The organism is Bacillus pinisoli (assembly GCF_023036475.1).
GTDB lineage: Bacteria > Bacillota > Bacilli > Bacillales > SA4 > Bacillus_BS > Bacillus_BS pinisoli.
The window spans coordinates 76545-98910 of the sequence record NZ_JAJQKI010000006.1 but is presented as its reverse complement, the minus strand read 5'-3'; the positions used below and the strand labels follow the sequence as shown (position 1 = coordinate 98910).

The 22366-nt window shown below is 37.1% G+C and carries 23 protein-coding genes; 7 read left to right on the top strand and 16 right to left on the bottom strand.

Translation table 11 applies throughout. From position 1 onward, the window contains the following. Positions 1 to 272 precede the first annotated feature (272 nt). Positions 273 to 2147, bottom strand: a complete 1875-nt coding sequence (gene htpG / locus LT143_RS10650) for a molecular chaperone HtpG (RefSeq protein ID WP_246942962.1) — start codon at positions 2145 to 2147, stop codon at positions 273 to 275. 525 nt (positions 2148 to 2672) lie between these two features. On the opposite strand from htpG, the gene LT143_RS10645 reads away from it, so the two are divergent. Beyond that, entirely contained in the window at positions 2673 to 3113 is a 441-nt protein-coding gene (locus LT143_RS10645; protein WP_246942961.1) for a hypothetical protein, read from the top strand. Next, the gene (locus LT143_RS10640; protein WP_246942960.1) at positions 3101 to 3391 is read left to right on the top strand and encodes a YxcD family protein; all 291 of its coding nucleotides are present in this window, start codon (positions 3101 to 3103) and stop codon (positions 3389 to 3391) included. Before LT143_RS10645 ends, LT143_RS10640 begins: the two co-directional genes overlap by 13 nt. Positions 3392 to 3470: 79 nt before the next feature. Here the strand turns inward: LT143_RS10640 and truA are convergent, their stop codons facing one another. The 7 genes from truA to rlmD all read right to left on the bottom strand — a co-directional run bounded on the left by truA (position 3471) and on the right by rlmD (position 9816). Next, on the bottom strand, positions 3471 to 4214 hold the full coding sequence (gene truA / locus LT143_RS10635; RefSeq protein WP_246942959.1) for a tRNA pseudouridine(38-40) synthase TruA: 744 nt from the start codon (positions 4212 to 4214) through the stop codon (positions 3471 to 3473). Positions 4215 to 4328: 114 nt separating this feature from the next. Further along, complete coding sequence (locus LT143_RS10630) at positions 4329 to 5285, bottom strand: TRM11 family SAM-dependent methyltransferase (protein ID WP_246942958.1); 957 nt, start codon at positions 5283 to 5285, stop codon at positions 4329 to 4331. Positions 5286 to 5387: 102 nt separating this feature from the next. Further along, a complete protein-coding gene (locus tag LT143_RS10625; protein WP_246942957.1) occupies positions 5388 to 5588 on the bottom strand; it encodes a cold-shock protein in 201 nt (66 codons plus the stop codon). Positions 5589 to 5786: 198 nt separating this feature from the next. Next, a complete protein-coding gene (locus tag LT143_RS10620; RefSeq protein WP_246942956.1) occupies positions 5787 to 6155 on the bottom strand; it encodes a hypothetical protein in 369 nt (122 codons plus the stop codon). A 544-nt stretch (positions 6156 to 6699) separates the two neighbouring features. Further along, positions 6700 to 7740, bottom strand: coding sequence for an anti sigma factor C-terminal domain-containing protein (locus tag LT143_RS10615; protein ID WP_246942955.1), 1041 nt, complete (start codon positions 7738 to 7740; stop codon positions 6700 to 6702). Then, positions 7727 to 8239 (bottom strand): RNA polymerase sigma factor, encoded by a 513-nt coding sequence (locus tag LT143_RS10610; protein ID WP_246942954.1) that lies wholly within the window; start codon positions 8237 to 8239, stop codon positions 7727 to 7729. The genes LT143_RS10615 and LT143_RS10610 overlap by 14 nt, the downstream gene beginning before the upstream one ends. Before the next feature lie 176 nt (positions 8240 to 8415). Then, positions 8416 to 9816 carry a 23S rRNA (uracil(1939)-C(5))-methyltransferase RlmD gene (gene rlmD, locus LT143_RS10605; protein ID WP_246942953.1) on the bottom strand — a complete coding sequence of 467 codons (1401 nt, stop codon included), beginning with the start codon at positions 9814 to 9816 and terminating at the stop codon, positions 8416 to 8418. A 214-nt stretch (positions 9817 to 10030) separates the two neighbouring features. Between rlmD and LT143_RS10600 the strand changes: the two genes are divergently transcribed. Beyond that, the gene (locus tag LT143_RS10600) at positions 10031 to 10525 is read left to right on the top strand and encodes a L,D-transpeptidase family protein (RefSeq protein WP_246942952.1); all 495 of its coding nucleotides are present in this window, start codon (positions 10031 to 10033) and stop codon (positions 10523 to 10525) included. Between the two features lie 246 nt (positions 10526 to 10771). Here LT143_RS10600 and LT143_RS10595 read toward each other — a convergent pair whose 3' ends face one another. Beyond that, entirely contained in the window at positions 10772 to 12229 is a 1458-nt protein-coding gene (locus LT143_RS10595; RefSeq protein ID WP_246942951.1) for a protein adenylyltransferase SelO, read from the bottom strand. A gap of 262 nt (positions 12230 to 12491) precedes the next feature. Here LT143_RS10595 and LT143_RS10590 point away from each other — a divergent pair, with 262 nt between their 5' ends. Next, positions 12492 to 13001, top strand: a complete 510-nt coding sequence (locus LT143_RS10590; RefSeq protein ID WP_246942950.1) for an OsmC family protein — start codon at positions 12492 to 12494, stop codon at positions 12999 to 13001. 349 nt (positions 13002 to 13350) lie between these two features. Here LT143_RS10590 and LT143_RS10585 read toward each other — a convergent pair whose 3' ends face one another. From LT143_RS10585 to LT143_RS10560, 6 genes are all read right to left on the bottom strand, one after another. After that, the gene (locus tag LT143_RS10585) at positions 13351 to 13782 is read right to left on the bottom strand and encodes a hypothetical protein (RefSeq protein WP_246942949.1); all 432 of its coding nucleotides are present in this window, start codon (positions 13780 to 13782) and stop codon (positions 13351 to 13353) included. Positions 13783 to 13897: 115 nt separating this feature from the next. Then, positions 13898 to 14314, bottom strand: coding sequence for a DUF3888 domain-containing protein (locus tag LT143_RS10580; protein ID WP_246942948.1), 417 nt, complete (start codon positions 14312 to 14314; stop codon positions 13898 to 13900). 383 nt (positions 14315 to 14697) lie between these two features. Further along, entirely contained in the window at positions 14698 to 15726 is a 1029-nt protein-coding gene (locus tag LT143_RS10575) for a DUF4179 domain-containing protein (protein WP_246942947.1), read from the bottom strand. After that, complete coding sequence (locus LT143_RS10570; protein ID WP_246942946.1) at positions 15716 to 16246, bottom strand: RNA polymerase sigma factor; 531 nt, start codon at positions 16244 to 16246, stop codon at positions 15716 to 15718. The genes LT143_RS10575 and LT143_RS10570 overlap by 11 nt, the downstream gene beginning before the upstream one ends. Positions 16247 to 16593: 347 nt before the next feature. Then, positions 16594 to 16947, bottom strand: coding sequence for a glyoxalase superfamily protein (locus tag LT143_RS10565; protein WP_246942945.1), 354 nt, complete (start codon positions 16945 to 16947; stop codon positions 16594 to 16596). 209 nt (positions 16948 to 17156) lie between these two features. Continuing rightward, complete coding sequence (locus LT143_RS10560) at positions 17157 to 19232, bottom strand: transglycosylase domain-containing protein (RefSeq protein WP_246942944.1); 2076 nt, start codon at positions 19230 to 19232, stop codon at positions 17157 to 17159. 181 nt (positions 19233 to 19413) lie between these two features. On the opposite strand from LT143_RS10560, the gene LT143_RS10555 reads away from it, so the two are divergent. The 3 genes from LT143_RS10555 (at position 19414) to LT143_RS10545 (ending at position 21279) form a co-directional block, all read left to right on the top strand. Then, entirely contained in the window at positions 19414 to 19632 is a 219-nt protein-coding gene (locus tag LT143_RS10555; RefSeq protein WP_246942943.1) for a YuzF family protein, read from the top strand. Positions 19633 to 19643: 11 nt separating this feature from the next. Then, complete coding sequence (locus LT143_RS10550) at positions 19644 to 20540, top strand: manganese catalase family protein (protein ID WP_246942942.1); 897 nt, start codon at positions 19644 to 19646, stop codon at positions 20538 to 20540. A gap of 79 nt (positions 20541 to 20619) precedes the next feature. Then, a complete protein-coding gene (locus tag LT143_RS10545) occupies positions 20620 to 21279 on the top strand; it encodes an SIMPL domain-containing protein (RefSeq protein ID WP_246942941.1) in 660 nt (219 codons plus the stop codon). Between the two features lie 113 nt (positions 21280 to 21392). Here LT143_RS10545 and LT143_RS10540 read toward each other — a convergent pair whose 3' ends face one another. Further along, positions 21393 to 22199 (bottom strand): AAC(3) family N-acetyltransferase, encoded by an 807-nt coding sequence (locus LT143_RS10540; protein ID WP_246943099.1) that lies wholly within the window; start codon positions 22197 to 22199, stop codon positions 21393 to 21395. Positions 22200 to 22366 lie beyond the last annotated feature (167 nt).

Here is a 22366-nt window from a genome sequence, read left to right as displayed (position 1 = left end):
CAGCGTTATCAGGAAAACGACCCATTATATCAGGAAATCGCAAATTTAAGCGACCCCCACTTTCCATCACAAGCAGTTCCCATACAACGGAGACCAGCCAAACCTACTAATCGGCGTATTTTTTCATATATGAAGCAAACATAAGAGGTTAATGGCAACTTATTAAATATTTTGTTCAAATCCCATCGCTTTTTGGTCAATTCCATCCTTATATCGACCAAATAGAATAATGCTCATTAAAAAAACCGGCGATATCGTCGCCGGTTCACATCTTACACCATAATCTTGCAAATATCATTCGTAAACTCTACCGGATCTTGAATAGGTAGACCTTCAATTAATAAAGCCTGGTTATAAAGTAAGTTTGTATATAGATTCAACTTATCCTTATCCTTTTCAAAAGCATCCTTTAAAGATTGATAAACTTCGTGATTAATATTAATCTCTAACACTTTATCAGCCTTCACATTTTCATTGTTTGGCATTGCGTTTAAGATTTTCTCCATCTCAATGGATACTTCTCCTTCAGCAGTTAGACAAACAGGATGGGAGCGAAGTCGTTTAGAAGCTCTCACATCCTTGACTTTCCCAGCTAAGCTTTCTTTCATTAAGCTAAATAGCTCTTTATTTTCATTCTTTTCTTCTTCAGTTTGCGGGTCGTTGTCCTCAATTCCTAAATCACCGCTTGAAACCGATTTGAACTCTTTTTCTTTGTAATTCATTAACATCTTAATAGCAAACTCATCTATATCCTCAGTGAAATATAGAATCTCATATCCTTTTTCCGCAACGAGTTCTGTTTGAGGCAGTCTTTCAATTCTTTCATAAGACTCACCAGTCGCATAATAGATATACTTCTGATCCTCTGGCATTCTAGAGATATACTCATCTAATGTAATAAGCTTCTTTTCCTTTGAAGAGTAGAACAGTAACAGATTTTGAAGGGTATCTTTATTGCTACCAAAGTCACTGTAGACGCCGTATTTTAATTGTCTTCCAAATGACTTATAAAATGTCTCGTACTTTTCACGATCTTCTTTTAGCATGCTTTGCAGATTGCTAGAGATCTTATTCTTAATGTTCTTCGCAATTAGCTTTAACTGCTTGTCCTGCTGTAGGATCTCTCTAGAAATATTGAGAGATAGATCCTCAGAATCAACCATACCTTTAACAAAACTGAAGTAATCAGGCAGTAGGTCTGAGCATTTCTCCATGATTAATACGCCATTCGAGTATAGCTCCAACCCTTTTTCAAATTCCTTTGAATAGTAGTCAAATGGAATATTCTCAGGTATATATAGGATGGCATTATATCGGATAGCACCATCAACACTAACGTGAATATGCTTTAAAGGCTTATCGAAGCCATAATGTTTTTCATTGTAAAAGTTTTCGTAGTCCTCATCAGTGAGTTCATTCTTATTCTTGCGCCAGATTGGTACCATGCTATTTACAATCTGCTCTTCCTGAACTTCCTCTAACTCAGATTCGCTGTCCTCTTTAGGCTTACTAGTTGTTGCATCCATTTTAATAGGGTAGCGAATAAAATCTGAATACTTCTTGATGATTGATTTCAGTTTGTATTCCTCTAAGTACTCATCGTAACGGTCATCTTCTGTATTTTCTTTCAGCTTAAGGATAATTTCAGTTCCAACGTCATCCTTCTCATAAGGTGTGAGCGTATAGCCATCTGCTCCTTTAGACTCCCACTTGTAAGCCTCATCACTTCCAAGTGCTTTACTAATAACCGTCACTACATCTGCCACCATGAACGCAGAATAAAAACCTACACCAAATTGACCAATAATATCATGACCATCCTTTGATTCATTTTCATTCTTAAAAGCCAATGAACCACTTTTCGCAATTGTACCAAGGTTATTCTCAAGCTCTTCCTTAGTCATCCCAATTCCGGTGTCAATGAGCGTCAACGTTCGGTTTTCCTTGTCAGCTACTACTTTAATATAATAGTCGTCCTTGTTAAAACGAAGGTTCTCATCGGTTAAAGCCTTATAGTAAATCTTATCAATCGCATCACTTGCATTTGAGATCAGCTCTCTTAAAAAAATCTCTTTCTGGGAGTAAATAGAGTTAATCATCATCTCGAGCAGACGTTTAGATTCTGCTTTAAATTGTTTCTTAGCCATATTCCTTCTCCTTTCGAGTATGTATTATCTTTGGCACTCATAACCCTAGAGTGCTAACAACTATTTTAATACCATAAAAACTTAGTGAATGTCAACAGCCTACTATGTTAGTGCATCTCTCATCTATTCTACTTTTTTAATCAAAACCCTTTAATTTCCATCATAAATATGCCATTTCACTTTTATTGACGACGTTTACAACTTGTTGTAAGATAAGATAACAGTTTATCTAGGCTGCCAAAAATTAAATACTCCAAAGGGGAGTAGCTAACAGTTATGTCGTCATTACGTGAATCCGATTTGGATCACCGGCCTAACTGGCAACGGATGTTGTTTGCGAGACCTTTGCCAATCTGGTAAAGGGATATATTTTTATAAAAGCCAACCTTTACCATCACCGGTAGAGGTTTTTTATTAGGTTGAAAGAGGCTTTAATAGAAAGGAGGAAATGAGGTTTACCTGTTATACTAACTGTATTCCCTATTTCTTAAAATTAAATTATGAACAAAATGGAGGAAAATTTAAATGAAAAAAATTGCAGCTGCTATGATTGCCATAGCCCTTTTATTAACCCCAGTAGGAAATTTCGTATTTCAAGATGATGTATCTGTTGTAGAAGCAAAAAAATATAAGTCAGGTAAGAAAAACTTTAATAGTAATAACAACAGCACAAATAATAATTCTACCGTTGATAAAAAGGATCAAACAACTACCAATTCAGCAACAACGACTCCAGCCAAAAAAGGTGGCTTCATGTCTGGAGGTTTAATGAAGGGACTAATGCTTGGTGGACTAGCTGGGCTATTGTTCGGAAGTTTGTTTGCTAATATGGGAATGCTCGGTTCTATCCTTGGATTCATGATTAACGTATTGGCTATTGTCGTTTTATTTGTCGTCATTCGCAAAATCTTTAAATTCTTCACTGATAAGAAGAAGAAGGAAGAAACGAATCCATGGCAAAGCTAAAAATAGCTGAACAAGATATCATTAATGCGATTTGTATATATACTTCACGTAAAAAGCAAGTAAAGCCTGAAGAAGTTGAGGTAGAGCTCCTTTATGATGATGATCATGGAGGTTTTTCCGCGGAGACATATGTTAATGGTAGAATGCAGGTCTTAATTACAGCTAATATTATTGAAGCCCTTCGTCTTTGGCTCGAGGAGTTCCTTAACAGAGATCCATACTCAGGTATAAAGCTTGAGCTAGATGACGAAGAAGGTATTATCGCTATTATCACGTAACTATAACACCCCCTCGAGCACCTAAGCTTGAGGGGGTGTTGGTTTATATAGTAAAATTTCTCTAACACAAACTACTCATTTAAAATTCTACTTTCTCTAGATATAATCCACCTGGCTCCGCTAATCCACCGGTCTGTACGCGCTCTTTTGATGCAAGTATTTCCGGTATACTTTTCGCTTCAATTTCACCGAGTCCTACTTCAATGAACGTCCCTACCATTTTCCTAACCATATTATATAGAAAACCGTTACCACGAATTCTAACCTCAATCAAACCATTATTTTCTTCTAGTGAAATGGAATATATCTCTCGTACCATTGATTTTTTCTTAGACTTCGCATTCGAATACGCGGTAAAGTCATGTTCTCCAAGAAAAAATTTTGCAGCTTCTTCCATCTTCGCAAGATCTAGTTCCTTTTCTACATGCATGCTATATTTTCTTAAAAAAGGATGAGTGTATTCTTTATTCCAAATCTTATATAAATAGGTTTTGGCTTTTGCGTTATACCTTGCATGAAACCGGTCAGAAACGATGGAAACATCCATGATGCTAATATCTTGCGGCAAGTAACGATTTAAATAGGTCATAACTTCAGATTCTGACTTCGATTTAGCTTCACTAAGTTTGAAATTGGCTACTTGTGAAAGGGCATGCACCCCTGCATCCGTTCTCCCACTACCAATGATTTCAATCTTTTCTCCAACCATTTCAGAAAGAACATTTTCAATTTTAGCTTGAATCGTTTGATCGCTATCTCCCAGTCTTTGCCATCCCTTATATCGTCCGCCGTCATATTGTATGGTTAGTTTATAATTGTTCATTTGTTTCTCCTTGTGTACACAAATTCCTATCATTCAGCATGTCCTTATTGTTTGTAAGACAAACCCTTGTAAAAGACTTAAGACTCTCTTTTTCGACTTCAGATGATCCACCCATTAATCCTTCGTACAGACAATAATCTGTCTTAATAGTTTCCCTTTTTTCACTTCACAACGATCATGAATGGTAAAACCAGCATCTTCAATCACATCATCTATTGTTTCGATCGTAACTAATACAAGCTTGTCAGCAATACGGTGAGCACATTGAAGCATTTCTAACTGTTGCTCCTGCGTGATAACAGAGCATAGGTTATAGGGTAGATCTATAATTGCGACATCGTAACGATTTACTACATCTCTTATGTCTCTCTTTTTCACTTCACACGTATAACCAAAATGCGCAATATTTTCTCTTGCTCCAGTAAGAACAAGTGGGTTCACGTCACTGCCTACAATATTAATGCCCATCGACAAGGCTTCCACCAGTACAGTTCCTATGCCACAACAAGGATCAATGGCTTTTATTCCTTCCGGGAAAGGGACAGCTATATTTGCTATGGCCCTAGCCATTCTGGTATTTAGCGCTGTGGAATAGTCATTTGGTTTCTTTTGGTGATGTAACCAGACTGCCTCACTTTTCTCATAGTCACCAAAATACCAACGTCCATTAACAATGATAACGGCAAATAACTTATCAGGTTTCAGTAGGTCAGGCTCTCCTTCTATTTGCAATCCAACTTCCCGTTCGATTCTCCGGCGTTCAGATAACGTTATTTTTTCTAGACCTTCATCTTCACCCTTTAAATATAGTACCTTGTAGGTCAGTGGTGTTACATTTATCCTTCTTACCTGATCCACGATTTCTTGTAAGGAGTCACCCTCGAACATAACATCCATGCGGTCCCTAAGAAATGTACTCCTACTCGGATTCACCAGTATATTACTCACTATAACAGAGGAATCCTCTATAAAGTCTGTGTTAAAAAAGGCGCGAAGCTCTAGCTCGCATAAGGAATTTTCCTCCTTACGGTAAGCGTACGTATATATATATTTGTTAGTAGTCTTTTGCATATGTTAACCCTCCAGAAACATTATACCTTACACTCCTAGAAAGAGGATTATGAGCACTCAAAAAAGAAAAAGACCCGGATATCCGGGCCTAGTTTCTAAAAATTATAATTTAACTACGTTAGTAGCTTGAAGTCCGCGTTGACCTTTTTCTGTGTCAAAAGAAACTTTTTGACCTTCGTCTAAAGACTTAAATCCATCGCCTTGAATAGCTGAGAAATGTACGAATACATCTTCTCCACCTTGAACTTCGATAAATCCGAAACCTTTTTCTGCGTTAAACCATTTTACTGTACCTTGTTGCATAATAATATCCTCCTGGGTGGAGCGAGTCCACATTTGGTACTATAATTGCTCAATTAGTTATCAAGGGCGAAGAATTTAAATACTTCCCTACATCCTACAGACCGAACAAAAATAATTCTTCTTAATCATAACAGAGTGTCACTAGATAAGCAATTGAATGAGCTAACAAAATTTTACCAAACAATATTATATCTAGATTTATATACTTAATTTCATCACAGTAGAGAGAACTTTTTCATCTTGCACCGTCATTTTCTTCGGCTTCTTAGGAATGACAATACTATAGCTATCTTGACATTCAACAGCTTTTATTTGGAGGTAAAAAGGCTTTGTTTCTCCTCCAGCATGGTACCCTTTAAGAATTTTCACTTTATTTGCTGTTCTCGTAATTTCTTTTGTATAATCCCAATCTATATTATTTTTATAAGTTGCATCCATCTTTTCTTTTAAAGCCATTGCTTCCAATACGGCCTCTTCAATTGTATTAAAAAATGAATTTGTTCTTTTTACTGATTTTTCTCGAACGCCATCTCCTACTTGAGCCTGATACACCTTAGTTCGTTTCAATTTGGTCTCCTCCTTTTGGTCTCGCCTTCTGCCAAAGAGAATGACTACCAGAAGACCAGGGGGGTTTCCCCTTCCTTATAGTATATCCTAAATACTTCAGTAATACCAATTATTGGAGAGAGCTATATAGGGAACCGTCATGTCACTAAGTACTTTTCCTATCGTCTAAACTTCTAATAGATATTCAATCTCGTATTCAACCGTTTTTTCTTCTAACCATACGGAATACTCCTCTTGAATCTTTGATTCAAGTATAGTTGCTCTTACTGTTTCCTTCACTTCTTTGTAGTTAGCTTCATGAGGGTTTAATGAGAAAGGCTTTATCTGAAGATAAGATCACTTTTAACGATAAGTGCCGTATTGTTCGTTTAAAAAAGAGCAACTGTCTAGATGAAAAGCATACAACATTAAACCAGCAAGTAAAAATCCAGATTTGGGGATTTTTACGAAAGCAACAATCTATACGAAAAGAGCCTTTAGAAAATAACCATGAGAAACAAAATAAGACTAAAGCCGCTAAGCTTCAGTCTCTGGAAAATCATATTTATTCATTTGGATCTACTGTTACTCCAAGTACAGCAGATCGGAAGAACTCCAACTTCTCAAGTTCCTTCATTTCTTCAGCCGTACCTGTTACCACTACTCCCAATATATATATTTGATCGGAGGATAGTTCCGTAGAATCACCCATTAGATAGTTATTAATTCTTTGATATTCACTAAAATATTTCCCTTCTCTTACATGCAATCCTGCCTTTATATCCTCTATAAATCTCTCTTTGCTAAGAGAAGGATCTTCTTGAAATTCTTCAAACCCATATATATCATTTGCAAGCTCAGGTACGGCAGGTATCTTTTCAATCTCACCTGCTTCTGTTTCAAATTCTTCTCCCTTAAGCATGTCGAGATTAGAATAAGTATCTACCCAGAACCACTTTACTGTAACTCCGTCTGGCATCAACTTCCGTACTTCTTCTGGTGTGTACTTTTTGTTAAAAGATAGAGCCAACTCCACCAGAGTCTCTTTCGGTAATTCTTTCACTTTAGCTACGTCATTTCTTATAAAATCATACTGTATGAGAGGGTGATAGAATTCCATGATTCTTTGCTTCGTTTCACGGTCAAAATATCTGGTCATCCCATCATTCCGGTCAGTAAGTTGGATTGGGGTATGATCACCTAACAGCTTACTAACCCCGCCGAATAGACTGTAAGTCACAACCTCCTGACTCCAATCTACCGGGATTCCTTCAATCTCCTTATATCGATTATAGTAGAGAATTCCTTCAAAAAGACCGTTCCCTAGGCTTTGGAATCCTAATTCCTCTACATTGGGACGCGTGATATGGCTAAATAATTCCACATCTCGCATCGCCTTCTCTTGATTCGCTCTCATCATAGATAACCACGAAAAACCTAGAGCAACAATTAACACGATCATAACTAGTAACGATATTAAAATATTACGTACTATGGTTTTTCTTTTTGCTTTTTTTACAATCTTCTCAAATGATGCGCCGCTTGAGTCTTTTCCAAAGAGGTCATTAAGCTCTCTTTCTTTTTCATCTTCTTTATAGTCCTTCATATTTCATTTGCTCCTTCCTATATAATTCCTTAAATGTTTTTCTTGCACGAAATAAATACGTTTTTAATGTACCTTCATTTAAATCTAGCATGTCGGCTATCTCTCCATAACTCAGCTCCAGATCGTATTTTAATAAAAGTAATTGCTTGTAGAGTGGAGTCAGTTGATCAAGAACTAGTTGGATGTCACTCCCCATTTCACGTTTCTCCATATAGTGGTCAGGCAAGGGAGAGTCATCAATAAATTCAAAGTTTTCTAGTGTTACCATGACTTGTTTTTTCTGCTTACGACATAAATCATAATACTGATTAATGGCAACACGAAAAAGCCAGCTAAGTGCTTTTTTCGGATCAATGGAATCCATATATATAAGAAACTTATATAGAGCTTCCTGTGTCACATCTTCAGCATCACGAGGATTTGCTCCTATTTTTAGTAAGTACTTATAAATGATTTCAGTTTTTTCCTGTAAGATTTGGTGCAGATCTGCTTCCCTCAATCACTCTCCTCCTTTCCACTTATAGGACGTCTTTATAAGTTAAAAGTTAACAACTATTTAAACAATTATTTAAAAATCTTTTAATTAAATAGAAAAGAGCCTAAAAAAAGAAGAAGAGATTTAATCCTCTTCTTCTTTTCATAGTTTACCTTTCCTAAACAAAACCTAAATTGTTTTTAGTTAAGATCTTTGTTTAATGTCAACTTTGCTACAACCTCAACATGAACGGTGTGAGGGAATAAGTCAACAGGCTGAACAATGTCTAATGTGTAGCCAAACTGTTCTAATTCTTTAATATCTGTAGCAAACGTATCTGGATTACAGGAGACATAGACAATTCGTTCTGGCTTTGAACGACCAATTTTACGCATCACCTTACCGCCTGCACCTGAACGCGGTGGATCTAATAATAAAAGCTCTGGTCTTCCAAACGTTTCAAGAATTTCATCAATACCTTTTCTTGCATCCTTCGCTAAGAAGAATGTATTTTCTAGTCCATTATCTTTTGCGTTTCGTTTTGCTGATTCAATCGAACTCTCTACTATTTCGATACCTGCAAGCTTCCCTACCTTACTAGCAAACGGTAGTGAGAAAGTACCTACACCACAGAATAGGTCAATCATCTTCTCCGACTTTTTAGGTTCTCCCATTTCTATAGCTAGATCAACTAATTTTTGTGCTTGAACGGGATTCGTTTGGAAGAAGGTATTGAACCATAGTCGAAAACGATACCCGTCCATTTCATCATAAATAAAGTCTCGTCCCGCTAGCACATGGCTCTCTTCCGATTGCGTTCGGTCTGCCCAGTCTGTATTCTCAAGCCATAATAAGCTTTTTACTTGAGGGAATTTCTCTTCAATACGTTTTACTAAATCTTCAACCGCATCTTTCAAGTGGGTATTCGGTGCTTCCGTTGCGAATAGAGCTAGCATTACTTCTCCTGTGGCAAATGATTGTCTAACCATCAAGTGTCGAAGTAACCCTTCGTGAAGGTCTTTGTCATATCCCTTTAACTGATGATCTTTTACCCAAGTAGCTACTTCCATTGCAGCCTCTACCATTTCTTTCCCTGCAATTAAACATGTTTCAAGTGAGATAATTTTACGGAAATTCCCCTGTTCATGTAATCCTAATGAACCATCTGGCGCAAAGGTGAACTCCATTTTATTACGGTAATGCCATGGAGATTCGACACCAATTGTATCTTGGACCAATTCAGGATTAAATCCTTGCTCCTCTATAGCATGTTTAACATGATTGGTCTTATGTCTTAGTTGTCCTTCGTATTGCCAGTGCTGCCACACGCATCCACCACAACGTTCAAAGTGTGGACATGGTGGTGACATTCTCTCTGGATGCACCTCAAGTACTTCTTCCGGCATAGCTTTTCTTAATTTACGTTCTGGTTGATCAACCATCACACGTACTTTTTCTCCTGGTAATGTTTGCGGGATAATAAGTCTCAGTTTCTTTGGATTCCCTAGCTCATTTTTACGCCATACTTCAGCTTGACCTGAGCCTTTTTGATCCAAACTTTTGATCTCTGCTTCCCACATTTCTCCTTTAGTTGTCGTCATTTGTACTCCTCCTTCAAAAAACTCTACCTATTCAACAAGAATTTATATGAATGTGAAATTATTATTTTTTATCAGACTTATCTAGTATATAGGAATAACACCTAATATGAAATTATTAGATTCTAGTAGATTTTGCCTTAACAGCAAAAGCCGTATCTTTTTTCCATGTGCATCATATAAATGAAGTAAAAATGTCCGAATTCTGAGGTGAGGTATGAATCATACGGTAAAATGGGGAGAAACATTATACCAGATTTCAAGAGATTATCGGGTAGACTTGTTAGATATTATGAAAGCCAATCCAACAATTAATCCAAATATGATATATCCCGGGCAGTCAATCGTCATACCTGGACTACCAAATCCCCAAACCATTCCCTTTCAGATTGAAATTTCCATAAATAATCGATGGTTGAAGCTATTTAGAAATGGTCAACTACAGAAGCAATACCCCATCGCGGTAGGACGGATGCTGCACCAGACCCCGGTCGGTGATTTTATTATCATTAATAAAGCGCCGAATCCTGGTGGACCTTACGGAACGATGTGGATGAGTCTATCTAAAGAGCACTATGGCATTCATGGTACCAATAATCCAAGTTCAATTGGAAAGGCGGTTTCATTGGGGTGTGTTCGTATGTATAATCAGGATGTTGAGGAACTTGCAGGAATAGTTCCAATTGGAACAAAAGTAAACATTCATTCATGAATAAAGGCTGTTTTCATATAGATTGTTGATTTCGTAAAAATCTCAGGAAGCCGGATTTTTACTTGTTAATACAAAGTCTCTGCTTTACATCTAGAGAGTTGCTCTTTTCTAACCTTTTAAAAATCAGTTTAATCCTAATAAATATGGCGAAATTGCTGATTGATAACATTGAAAAACAACAAAGTTTTAGAAAAGAGCGTAAATAAAAGCGATAACCTCGTAATAACGGGTCATCGCTTTTTTTCACTAGGTACCGCAGTATGTACGGTACGGTATGATTGATTCAGGTGGAGGTGAACAATACTGTCCCTGTTCTGATGAGTAAGCATAAGGATTGGAAATTGCCTTTAGAAGATTTTCCATTACACTAAAATCTCCATCTTCTGCTGCTTCTAACGCTTCCTCTACCCGATGATTTCTCGGAATAATCGAAGGATTTGTTTTTCGCATCAGCTCAGTTGAATCCTCTATTGTTTTTTCCTGTCGACTTCTTCTTTCTGACCATTGTTCATGCCAGCCTGAAAATTCATCTGAACGAAATAAACTTGTATCACGCTGATTACCTTCTGTTAAAGAACGAAAAGTATTAGTATAGTCAGCCTTATACTTCTGCATAAGTTCGAGTAGCTGTAAGATAAGAGTTTCATCTTCCACTTCCTCATTAAACAAGCCTAACTTCGCTCGTATTCCAGCTAACCAATTTGATTTATACAACGCTTGAAATTGTTCAATTTCATTTTGTGCTATTTTTACGGCCTCATCCTGATCTTCATGAAGTAACGGTAGAAGACTCTCTGCTAATCTTGCTAAATTCCAAGCCGCAATAGGAGGTTGATTTCCATACGCATAACGGCCATCTCTATCAATCGAACTAAAGACAGTCGCCGGATTATACGTGTCCATAAAGGCACATGGCCCATAATCAATGGTTTCTCCACAAATTGTCATATTATCAGTGTTCATAACACCATGAATGAAGCCTACTAATTGCCATTTTGAGATTAGAGATGCTTGGCGCTTTATAACTTCCTTTAATAGATGTAAGTAGCGTGAATCGTCTTTTTCTATAGTGGGATAATGCCGTTCAATTGCATAATCCGCGAGTGTCTGGAGTTCTTCCTTCTCTCCCCATTGAGCCGCATATTGAAAAGTGCCAACGCGAAGGTGACTAGAAGCTACACGTGTCAAGATAGCACCTGGTAGCAATACTTCTCTCTGAATCTTCTCACCGGTAGTAACAACGGCAAGACTCCTAGTTGTCGGGATGCCAAGTGCATGCATGGCTTCACTTATTATGTATTCTCTTAGCATTGGAGCGATTGCTGCTCGGCCATCTCCACCACGTGAATAAGGTGTTCTGCCTGCTCCCTTTAATTGTAGATCAACGCGTTCACCACTTGGAGTGATTTGTTCCCCAATAAGTACGGCTCGACCATCGCCAAGCATATTAAAATACCCAAACTGATGTCCTGCGTATGCTTGAGCTAAGGGAGATGCACCTTCTGGTATACTGTTTCCAGCTAGAATAGACAAATTCTCCTCATTCTTTAGTTCTTCTGGTTCAAGCCCAAGTGAAGTTGCCAAAGAATCATTTACTATAATAAGCTTCGGTGATGCTACAGATGTCGGATTCGTCAGGCGATAGAATGTTTCCGGTAATCTTGCATAACTGTTATCAAACTTCCAACCCGTTGTTTTTGTCATTGGATCTCCTTTTTATGTAACAGAATAACTACTCCTTACATTCATTACTATATAAGTTTAATTTCTTCTTCTCTTACTTTATTATACCTTTTCTAGTTAGTAGTTTCCCGTCAGAAGATAAGGCATTTCATAAATTGAGCTAAAATTAAGACAATTTTACCAATTTATGTTACTATTAAATGTCAATAAGCGTTCAAGAGGTGAAGAAATTTCTTTAGACCACTAATACGCTAAGAACTGTTAAAGATGAGGAGAGATTGAGATGAAGAGTCAAGAATTGCGTGAATTACAAACCCCTCTTAAGGAAAAGTATCGTGAAGAGCCTAAGGAGGCAATGATTACTCTTTCAGCTGAGGGAACAATAGGTGAAGGTGTAAGTTGTAGTGTTAAAACAGGTAAAGCTCTTGTAGAAGCAGGCCTACACCCTGCTACAGGTGGAACTGGAATGGCCGCTTGTTCTGGTGATATGCTACTTGAAGCATTAGTGGCATGTGCGGGTGTAACATTAAAAGCTGTTGCCACCTCACTTGAAATCCAAATTAATGGTGGAACAATCACAGCAGAAGGTGATTTAGATTTCCGTGGAACATTAGGTGTATCAAAAGAGACACCAGTCGGATTTGCTGACATTCGACTTAAGTTTGATTTAGATACGGATGCCTCCGAAGAACAACTTGCCACATTACTTCGCTTAACAGAGCGTTACTGCGTCGTAAAACAAACCATTTCAAATCCAACGAATGTTGAGTTGTTACATAGTGTAACAAAGTAATGTTCTTACAGGCTGTTTTCGACGGTACTTTTAATAGAGAGAGTTGCTCCTTTCTAACTAATAGAACTTTGATGTCTTAGTATATACAAGGGAAGGTTACTAGATAAATAAGAATCAAAAGTACAAAATTATAGAGTAGAGCCTTCTTAATAATTCACCAAAAATTAGAGTGGCAATTGGAATAGAACGTTCCATTTTGGGGTGCATTTACCATGTAATTGTATTAAAAATGGCGTGCAAACTGATAACAGTTTTGACACGCCATTTTTTAATTTAAGGTTTTTTTTAGTCCTGAAGACATAAAGCGTCTTCTTCAATTAAAGCCCTTTCGTTTATAAGGAATAGCAGACTAATGGTATCGAAACCAAACAAACCATCCTTTTTCCTTACTTTTTGCTAAAAATATTTGACCTTGGGCCAAGTTAGCACCAGGTGCTTTGGGAAATTCTAAACGCACAAGCCATGATTTTGCTGCAATTTCTTTTCCACAAAAGGTCTTGGCCATTCCAAAATAGGCTTCTTCTTCATCCCCAACCGTTTTAGGAAAAGGTTTGGCAGTTACAATATTCCATTTTGTGTATATGTCAGGGAAACCTTCTATTCCAGCTCCATAAGTTTTGGGTATTAGAGTATTTAATGCTCTGGTTATCTCTTCTCTATCTTTAATCGATGTTGTCTCTAATTCGCTTAGAACTGGACATTTTTCAGGTTGAGCGAAACCCTGACTTGGAGCAAAGAACAAACTTGTAATTGTAATGGTCATTAAAGTTAACTTTTTCATATATGTAAATCACCTCAGTGATATGTTTCCTTGATTTAAAGAAAATACACCAATTAGAGGTGCAAGCCAATAGAGAGCTGCCTAACTTAAAAAGCAACCGTTGCTTTAATAACAATTAGGCTGGACTACGGCATTCATAATTTTCTTTCGGGTCATATTTTCTTACATCGTACTTCTGCATTACCCATTGACCCTCTGTTTCCCAATCTTTTTTTAATGTAACTGTAAATATATCCATAAAATTATGAGGACCAGTAAATGTAACAAACTCAATCTTGGCCTCAAAGAGCCAAGAACCAGGATGATGAAGCTTTTTTATTTCTATAACCCTCTCACAAAAAGAGCCTATTTCATAGGTTGTTCCGTAATAATCATCTACTGCCGCAAACATTGGTTTTACTAACAAATCTATAACAGCATCTTCTAATAGATTTTCTCTTGTTGCTTCTGTTTTGGTTGGTAAGTTTGCATATGTCGTAGTAGATGAAATCATTAACATAACAAAGATAAGGAATAAATATAACTTTTTCATTTAAGGCACCTCCTAAATATCTTGAAGGTATTTTTTCCCTAGTAAGAATATATATCCCGTTCAACTAATCCTCTCCAATCATAGAAAGGCCAATGCATTTTGATCAGCAAATGCACCCTATAAGTGAAATGCGTCACAAACAAACGGATGACGAACCAATTCTCCATAACAGAAATGCTGCTCGTTAGCTCTATAAAACCACCACATCAAAGTCAATTCAAAAGAGTAATCCCCTAATTAAGGTTTCTTCCTCTCTGACCAAAACCAGAAAAGGTTTTCCTCAGCAAAAGATAGTTCTACAATGACAAAAGTTTCATCATAAATCAAACCCCGAATCCTCCTTGTCATTAACTAAACAAGAAAGTTCAGGGTTTGTTTACTATCTACTTTTTTAGTAACTCCACTTCACCAATTCCCTCTAAGGTCAGTTTCAGCTTATTAGAAATGTTATAAGATGAAATTGGAAAGTTTGTTGAAATATTCGTTTTGTTATTTTCTATAGTTTTATTAAAACCATTTGCTAAATATTCATTACCTTCTTCATCAATGATTTTCATATCTGCAAAAGTATTTTCATCAAATGTCCCATCTAATGAAAATGTTAGATTTAATGATGTTGGATTTGCGTTAGCTTTAGAAACTTGGATGATAGATGTTGGATCCTGCATCACATATTGAACAGTAGAATCTGATTTTTCCTTATCTTTGTTGGCTAATGGCAGTATCCAATCTCCATCAATCTTATTGACTTCCTCTGTACCATAAAAGACATTGACACTTTCTACTTCTAGAACAGCATCTTTTAAATTTGGTATTATCCCTTTATTGGAATTAATCAATACATCAAAATAAATTCTCCCTGTTTTCACATCAAATATTGGGGTTTGATGTTCTGAACCAGAAATATAACTATTGTCACCCTTCAAGAGTTTTGTATCTGGTACAAATTCCACGATGTATTCGCCATTTCCATTTTTTAATCGATAATCCATTGAAACTTCTTTTGCATTTTTTAGAATTGAAGAATCTTCAAATACTAACTGAAAACTTAAACCTAATTTATTGGCGTCTGAAAAATGCTTATCTAGTGTTATCATAATACCTTGGTCGGTAACTACACTATTATTTTCTTGTGTAAATCCATTATCTACGGCTTGTTCTATGCCCTTATCTCCAAAGTTAAAGAATTCGTTAACACCAGCCAGTACTTGGTCATTTGTAAGGACAACACCTGTTACGATAAGAGCGCAAGCGGCAGTAGCTACTCTTTTCCAAATGAAATTGGCTTTTTTCTTTTTTGATTTAGCACGAATAATATCATAGGAATGATCTAGCGATTGCCTTACTTTAACAGGTATTTCCTTCTTTTCATTCATCATTTGATTAAACTCTTTTTCGAATTTATTTTTCATAGACTATCACTCCCTCATGTTTATAGTAGTTATTTCTCAAGATTAACTTTGCCCTCGAAAGTCTAGATTTAACGGTTCCTTCAGGTTCCTTTAAAAATTCACTAATTTCTTTAACATTCAATCCGACAATATAGTATAAAATCAGTGCCAACCTGTAAATTTCATTCAAACTATTAAGTGCATCTTCTAATTCTATTTTCTGAAATTCATCATTACCTTTTTCAGGGAGTAAATGTTCATTCATCACAGAAATATTCTTCTTCTTCATTAGTAAACTGTTACATTTATTAATTAGGATTTTGCATATCCAAGTATTAAAGTACTCATCGTTTTTCAGAGTATGTAATTTTTCATAAGCCGAGATAATAGCATCCTGCATAGCATCAGATACATCTTCATCATTATTCAACAATCTACTTGCGGTCCGATACAATACATCTTCGTATTGCGTTATGAGTGAAACAAACGCTTCTCCATCGCCCTTTTTTGCCTTTTTAACTAAAGCTTTTAGTGATCCCATTCAGACACCTCCTTACTAGTTGTTTTGTTTTTCAATAGATTAGATAGGGGAAAGTACCCATTGGTTGCATGGAATAAAAATTTTCATAGAAAATAAGCTGTTTGACATACTGGTTACTACGGATGTGTCAAACAGCTTATTTTTTAAATAGCAGGTTCTTATCTCTTCGATATTAAGTTTATGTATAGTAAGTTTTTGAAAGGTTGATAGTTCAGCAATACTAGCTTAACAAGAACTTTACACCAAAATTAATTGCGTAATTTCCTTTTATCGACCGATCTTTTAACTTTCCTTCTTTCTTTCAAGTACATATATTACTAACAAATATTATTGAAGCTCCTGAAAAGTTATTCAATTTCCTCATAGAATGTAATTCTGTTTGAGAAAGGGTCGATCACTGTCAATTCAAGAGTATTCCAGGGTGTTTTTTCAATGGCAGGATTAGAGTATGGATATCCCTTTTTTAATAGTAAGGAATGGAAGCTTACTAACTCCTGTATTTTAACTCGAATTGCGCCTCCAGGAGAAGAATCACCATGATGTTCAGATAGATGTAAAACTACATCATTTAAAGAAACTTGGAAATAAACTGGCATATTTTCCGAATATTTATGTTCCCAATCTATTTTAAAACCTAAATAATCTACGTAAAATGAGTTTGTTTTTTCAATATCAAATATACGAAAGATAGGTATAACCATATAAAAATAGTCCTCCTTATTAACTTAAGTGATACTATTGTAATTTAGATTTATTATGTCATTATAAATTTCTTTTTTCTATTAAAGATATGAAAAAGCTCTTTTCCAAAGAAATTGGCACAGGTCAATTCCTATGCCATTTAATATGTTATTTATATTGCACCTCAAAACAAAACGGTTTTAAATCGGAACCCTCTGTTTTTTTAAAATCACTCTCGAATATTTTCAATACCCTCGATCACTTTATCAATTATTTTAATTAATGTCGCATCCAATTGCTGTTTCCAACCAGGCGCTTCTTCCTTTATCTTTTCTCCTACTTTTTTCACTGTTTCTTTTACTTCTTCTTTTACTTCATCATACTTTTCTGGCTTTGTTTCCCCCGCTAGTCTCGCATTAACGGATACCACATCAAACTCAGCAGGTTCGGTATACTTTACTGCTTGTTCCATCATGGCATGGAAGATAGGAACGACGTTTTTTGCCGTACTATTTGGGAGATAATGTTCTCGGTCTGTTATATCGTATCCAAGCCAAACCACACCCACAAGATTTGGGGTATAGCCCGCAAACCATTGATCTTTCGTTCCGTTAATATCTCCGTATGGAAGTTGAGTCGAGCCTGTTTTCCCAGCCAGTTCAATCCCTTCCAATCTAGCTCCCTGACCTGTCCCTGACTCTACAACATTTAGGAGCATGGAGGTCATTTCGTTTGCAACCACTTCAGATGTAACCCTTTTCTTCTCTGGTTTATGTTCAGCTATAATATTCCCGGTAGGACCAACAATACTTACAATGAGATGACTGTTATGTTTAATTCCTTTATTCGGAAAAACAGAATATGCCTCTGCTAATTGTAAGGGAGATATGCCTTTATGCATACCACCCAGTGCGACGCCTAAATATTCGTCTTCTTTTTCAAGAGTGATCCCGAAGCGGTTAATGGAATCTAGTCCCTTTTGTAACCCGATTTGATCTAGAAGCCAAACAGCTGGTACATTTTGAGAACGTTCTAAAGCCTCATACATCGGCATATCACCTTCAAATTCTCTAGAGGCATTTTGTGGTTGATAATCACCAAACGTTAAAGGTTCATCTTTCAAAATGGACGTTGTTACATAGCCTTCTTCTAGGGCAGGCGTATAAACAGCAAAAGGTTTTAGTGTCGACCCTGGCTGAGCTTTCATATGAGTCGCCCTGTTAAATCCTCTAAATACATATTCACCTCGACCTCCAACAAGCCCTCTGACACCTCCAGAAGTCGGATCAAGGATGACTGCTGAGCTTTGAACTCCCTTCTTAAAAAGAGAATCTTTGTTATACGCTTTTTCAATTGCTGCTTGAATATTTTGGTCCATTTGCGTATAAATGCGATATCCTCTTGTTAAGATTTCCTCTTGCGATAAACCATAGCGATTGATGGCCTCGTCTATTACAGCATCTGTGTAATAAGGATAATCTCGTTTAATGGTACTTCCTCCACCATCTTCTAACGTTATCTGTTCTTGTATAGCTCGTTCATACTCTTCCTTTGTTATATATCCTTGATCTTCCATCTCTTTTAAGACAACATTTCGTCGATCGATTGCTCTGTCGTAGTGATTGTATGGATTTCGAGCAGAAGGAGCTTGAAGTAAGCCTGCCAATAGCGCACCTTCGCTTATGGTAACGTCTCTAATTTCCTTGTTAAAGTATTTCATTGATGCCTGATTAATTCCCCATGACCCGCTTCCAAAATACACTTGATTTACATACATCTCTAAGATTTCTTCTTTTTTATAGTTCTTCTCTATTTCAACGGCCAAGAACAACTCTTCAATTTTTCGTTTGTAAGTTTTATCAGGAGAGAGCAAGGCATTTTTAGTTAATTGTTGGGTAATTGTACTTCCACCACCTGTTATTCGTCCAGATACTAGGTTTTTAAAAAAGGCTCTTGTCATCCCTTTTAGATCAAAACCATTGTGTTTATAAAAACGTTGGTCTTCAATGGCAACAATAGCATTTCGTACATGTTCAGGGATCTCATCATACGAAACACCCTCTGTTCGGTTCGTCACAATTTTGGTTGCTTCTTTTCCTTCTTGGTCATAAATAATTGTAGTTTGACTAAGACCATTTTTTAGAGATGCTACATTTGCGGTCGCCGCCATAAAAGTAAAGAAGGCCATAATGAACAAAATAAATAAAAGAAAGAGTAATAGAAGGATTTTATTAATCTTTTTCTCTCTCCAGAATTTCCTTATGACTTCAACATATATGATCAATTTCTGTTTAACTGACTCCATCGGTCTTCCTCATTTCTTTCGTCAAGCACTTTTATAAGAATTTATTATATCACCTTTATTATAGAGGCTCTTACTTCAAACATAGAACTTTACGTTTTGTCCCAGTAAAACATACGTTATAAATAGAAAAAAAGTTTCATATAGTTAGGTAGTAAATTTCCAGAATAAGGGGAGTGACACCATGAACCAACAGCCACCATCTTTTATGAGCATAATTGACCCCTATGTCTATCAAACACTTCAGGGCATTATTGGAGCTTTTATCGTAGTAGAGACTACTAAGGGAACCGTTACAGGTAAGTTAGTTACCGTGATGCCCGATCATATCGTCGTAGAGTCAGGAGGATCTCCTTTCTTTATCCGTACACAACAAATTGTCTGGGTTATTCCAAGAGGATAAGGAGGAAGGTCATGTTTAAACGTGAAAACCGCATGTTAATTGATTTACCTATTCCTGAGCATGGTGACTCTAATGCAGCTGCTGCCGTTCAAGAGCTACTCGGCGGAAAATTTGGTGAGATGTCGACATTAAATAATTATATGTACCAATCGTTTAATTTCCGTCGTAAGGATAAACTTAAACCCTTTTATGACCTTGTTGCCAGCATTACCGCTGAAGAGTTTGGTCATGTTGAGCTTGTTTCGAATACCATTAATTTACTTTCTAGAGGAAACACCTTCTACACCGGAGATCCGGATGTAACCCCTCTACGAGCAGGGAAAGACAGTCGAAATACGTATCAATTTATCGCAACAGCCCAGACCGCTTTGGCAGGGGATTCAATGGGACGTGCTTGGACAGGTGACAATGTGTTTAGCAGTGGAAACCTTGTCCTGGATTTACTCCATAACTTTTTCTTAGAAGTGGGTGCTCGTACTCACAAAATGAGAGTATATGAAATGACGGAACACGAGACAGCACGGGAGATGATTGGGTATTTATTAGTACGTGGTGGTACTCATGTATTGGCCTATGCAAAGGCATTAGAAATTGCAACAGGGGTCGATGTAAAGAAAATGGTTCCCATCCCCAACTTATCGAATCGAAAGTTTGATCATGCTCGTAAATTTGAGGACCAAGGAATTGGGAATATCCTTTATACATGGAATGATGTCGGGGATTATCAAGACATATCAAGAATATGGAAAGGAACAAACCCAGAAAGTGGAGACCAACTCATTGTAAAAGAAGGCTCTCCTAAAGGTGCTCCTATTCCAAATTTAGATGACCTTCCAGAAGAATTCGCACCAGGCATTGATCGTGATGATTACGAGCGAATTGCAAAGAAATTAATGGAGAATATCTAAATCCATAAAAGGTGCCAGACGATTTCGCTTGGCCCTTTTTAGTATTTTTTGGAATAACACAGGAAAGGAAGATCGTCATATGCATTATTCTGCTGGCAAGACAACTAATCATCATAAACAAGTACTTACTGTTTATGGTACTGGTGTTCTTTCTATTCAACCAAACGAAATCAAAATCGCTTTAGGGGTAGTCACCCGAAATCAAGAACTTCTTCCTGCTCAACAAGAAAATGCACGCATTACCCAAAACGTTATTCAATCTCTTCGACAACTTGGAGTCACTGAGGAAAACATTCAAACTTCGGATTATCGGATTCAACCACTCTATGAATACAAACAAGGTTCGCAACAATTTCTCGGCTATGAAATTTCGAACCTACTCTCTATCACACTAGGAGACGTGAAACAAGCAGGAGCTATTATAGATACAGCAGTAAAAAACGGGGCAAATCGTGTAGGTAATCTTCAATTTTCTCTAAAAGATGAAACACTCTATTACCAACAGGCCATAAAAAAAGCATTAAGAAATGCCTATACCACCGCCCAAACACTCACCACAACCATGGGCCTTACCCTTCATCCGACTCCCATACAAATAATTGAACAACCACCAAGCCAACCACCGATCCCTTACCAAACGTTATTTAGCATTGAGCAGGCGGGAGACACTTCAACTCCTATTCAACCAGGGCAAATTGATATTGAAGCAAAGGTAGAGGTTAAGTTTTACTATTATTAAGGAAAAAAAGAGGTGCCTGTCACTTGTCGAATTCGACAAGTGACAGGCACCTGGGAGGTAAGATAAAAGGATGGCTACTTGGTTCAGATCATCCAAGTACCATCCTATTTCTATTATTCTTGTTTTTGATTAAAGTACTCTCTTGCAAAATCAATGATTGGCCTTTGTTTTAGTAGCTTACATGTAGCTTTCCCGATTACTGTCGACTGAATAGGTTGCGCTTCTTCAAAAGCACGGCCTATCTCTTCAAATACATCTGAGTCATATTCAATTTCCTCGTATGTTTTCCATACACGCTGACCGTTCTCCGTCATGGCGACTCCTTTTTGAACCTTGTTTCGACCTGGAATAGCATGTTCCGCTAAATGCAGGGATGTATTACTATCATGTGAAGCACCTATTAACAAAATGGAGCCGTCCAATTCGTACATCTTTCCTAGAGGTGATTCTGGTCCAAATCCAGATTCTAGTGGTTGTTCGGATACGATATAGTCCGCATGCTTACCCCATGCAGCAAAAGAGTAGATAGGGTGTAAACTTCTCTTAACGTCTGGCATTGTTCTAAAAACTTCTGCGATTTTCCCCATACCTCTCGTGGGTGTGACGAGCGGATCATAGGCAGGCATTTCCTCACGAATGATCGGCCACCACTCTTGTGGCACAGGAGGATTTTGCCAACCTGACGGGTCAGTGTTATCTGCCGTTTGCGTTGGCATCACAATCGTTCCTTCTTTTCCAACCACTTCCATCAAAGCCTGAATCACAGTGACAGGTCCACCGCAGACCCATCCTAGAGAACTTAGAGACGAATGGACGATCACAACCATTCCCTCCGTTATTCCTAGTGTTTCAAAGGCCTCTCTCAAACTTTTTTTAGTATTCGGATTTTCTGTTTGTTCAATTCGTTCTAACTCACTCATCATCACACTCTCCTTTACTCTTAGTGCCTTACGTTCATAGTCACAATCACTACACATTAAGCTACTATCGTCATATTCTGAGCTATTCATTTATATAACTATAAAATAGAGCCGTGCAGAGTATCCCTTATCATTGTATACTAGATAACAAGAATTAGGATAAAAAT

Excerpts from the sequence above, each read along its gene's own strand:
- htpG (WP_246942962.1), bottom strand. The coding sequence starts at position 2,147 with ATGGCTAAGAAACAATTTAAAGCAGAATCTAAACGTCTGCTCGAGATG.
- LT143_RS10645 (WP_246942961.1), top strand. The coding sequence starts at position 2,673 with ATGAAAAAAATTGCAGCTGCTATGATTGCCATAGCCCTTTTATTAACC.
- LT143_RS10640 (WP_246942960.1), top strand. The coding sequence starts at position 3,101 with ATGGCAAAGCTAAAAATAGCTGAACAAGATATCATTAATGCGATTTGT.
- truA (WP_246942959.1), bottom strand. The coding sequence starts at position 4,214 with ATGAACAATTATAAACTAACCATACAATATGACGGCGGACGATATAAG.
- LT143_RS10630 (WP_246942958.1), bottom strand. The coding sequence starts at position 5,285 with ATGCAAAAGACTACTAACAAATATATATATACGTACGCTTACCGTAAG.
- LT143_RS10625 (WP_246942957.1), bottom strand. The coding sequence starts at position 5,588 with ATGCAACAAGGTACAGTAAAATGGTTTAACGCAGAAAAAGGTTTCGGA.
- LT143_RS10615 (WP_246942955.1), bottom strand. The coding sequence starts at position 7,740 with ATGAAGGACTATAAAGAAGATGAAAAAGAAAGAGAGCTTAATGACCTC.
- rlmD (WP_246942953.1), bottom strand. The coding sequence starts at position 9,816 with ATGACGACAACTAAAGGAGAAATGTGGGAAGCAGAGATCAAAAGTTTG.
- LT143_RS10600 (WP_246942952.1), top strand. The coding sequence starts at position 10,031 with ATGAATCATACGGTAAAATGGGGAGAAACATTATACCAGATTTCAAGA.
- LT143_RS10595 (WP_246942951.1), bottom strand. The coding sequence starts at position 12,229 with ATGACAAAAACAACGGGTTGGAAGTTTGATAACAGTTATGCAAGATTA.
- LT143_RS10590 (WP_246942950.1), top strand. The coding sequence starts at position 12,492 with ATGAAGAGTCAAGAATTGCGTGAATTACAAACCCCTCTTAAGGAAAAG.
- LT143_RS10585 (WP_246942949.1), bottom strand. The coding sequence starts at position 13,782 with ATGAAAAAGTTAACTTTAATGACCATTACAATTACAAGTTTGTTCTTT.
- LT143_RS10580 (WP_246942948.1), bottom strand. The coding sequence starts at position 14,314 with ATGAAAAAGTTATATTTATTCCTTATCTTTGTTATGTTAATGATTTCA.
- LT143_RS10575 (WP_246942947.1), bottom strand. The coding sequence starts at position 15,726 with ATGAAAAATAAATTCGAAAAAGAGTTTAATCAAATGATGAATGAAAAG.
- LT143_RS10570 (WP_246942946.1), bottom strand. The coding sequence starts at position 16,246 with ATGGGATCACTAAAAGCTTTAGTTAAAAAGGCAAAAAAGGGCGATGGA.
- LT143_RS10565 (WP_246942945.1), bottom strand. The coding sequence starts at position 16,947 with ATGGTTATACCTATCTTTCGTATATTTGATATTGAAAAAACAAACTCA.
- LT143_RS10560 (WP_246942944.1), bottom strand. The coding sequence starts at position 19,232 with ATGGAGTCAGTTAAACAGAAATTGATCATATATGTTGAAGTCATAAGG.
- LT143_RS10555 (WP_246942943.1), top strand. The coding sequence starts at position 19,414 with ATGAACCAACAGCCACCATCTTTTATGAGCATAATTGACCCCTATGTC.
- LT143_RS10550 (WP_246942942.1), top strand. The coding sequence starts at position 19,644 with ATGTTTAAACGTGAAAACCGCATGTTAATTGATTTACCTATTCCTGAG.
- LT143_RS10545 (WP_246942941.1), top strand. The coding sequence starts at position 20,620 with ATGCATTATTCTGCTGGCAAGACAACTAATCATCATAAACAAGTACTT.
- LT143_RS10540 (WP_246943099.1), bottom strand. The coding sequence starts at position 22,199 with ATGAGTGAGTTAGAACGAATTGAACAAACAGAAAATCCGAATACTAAA.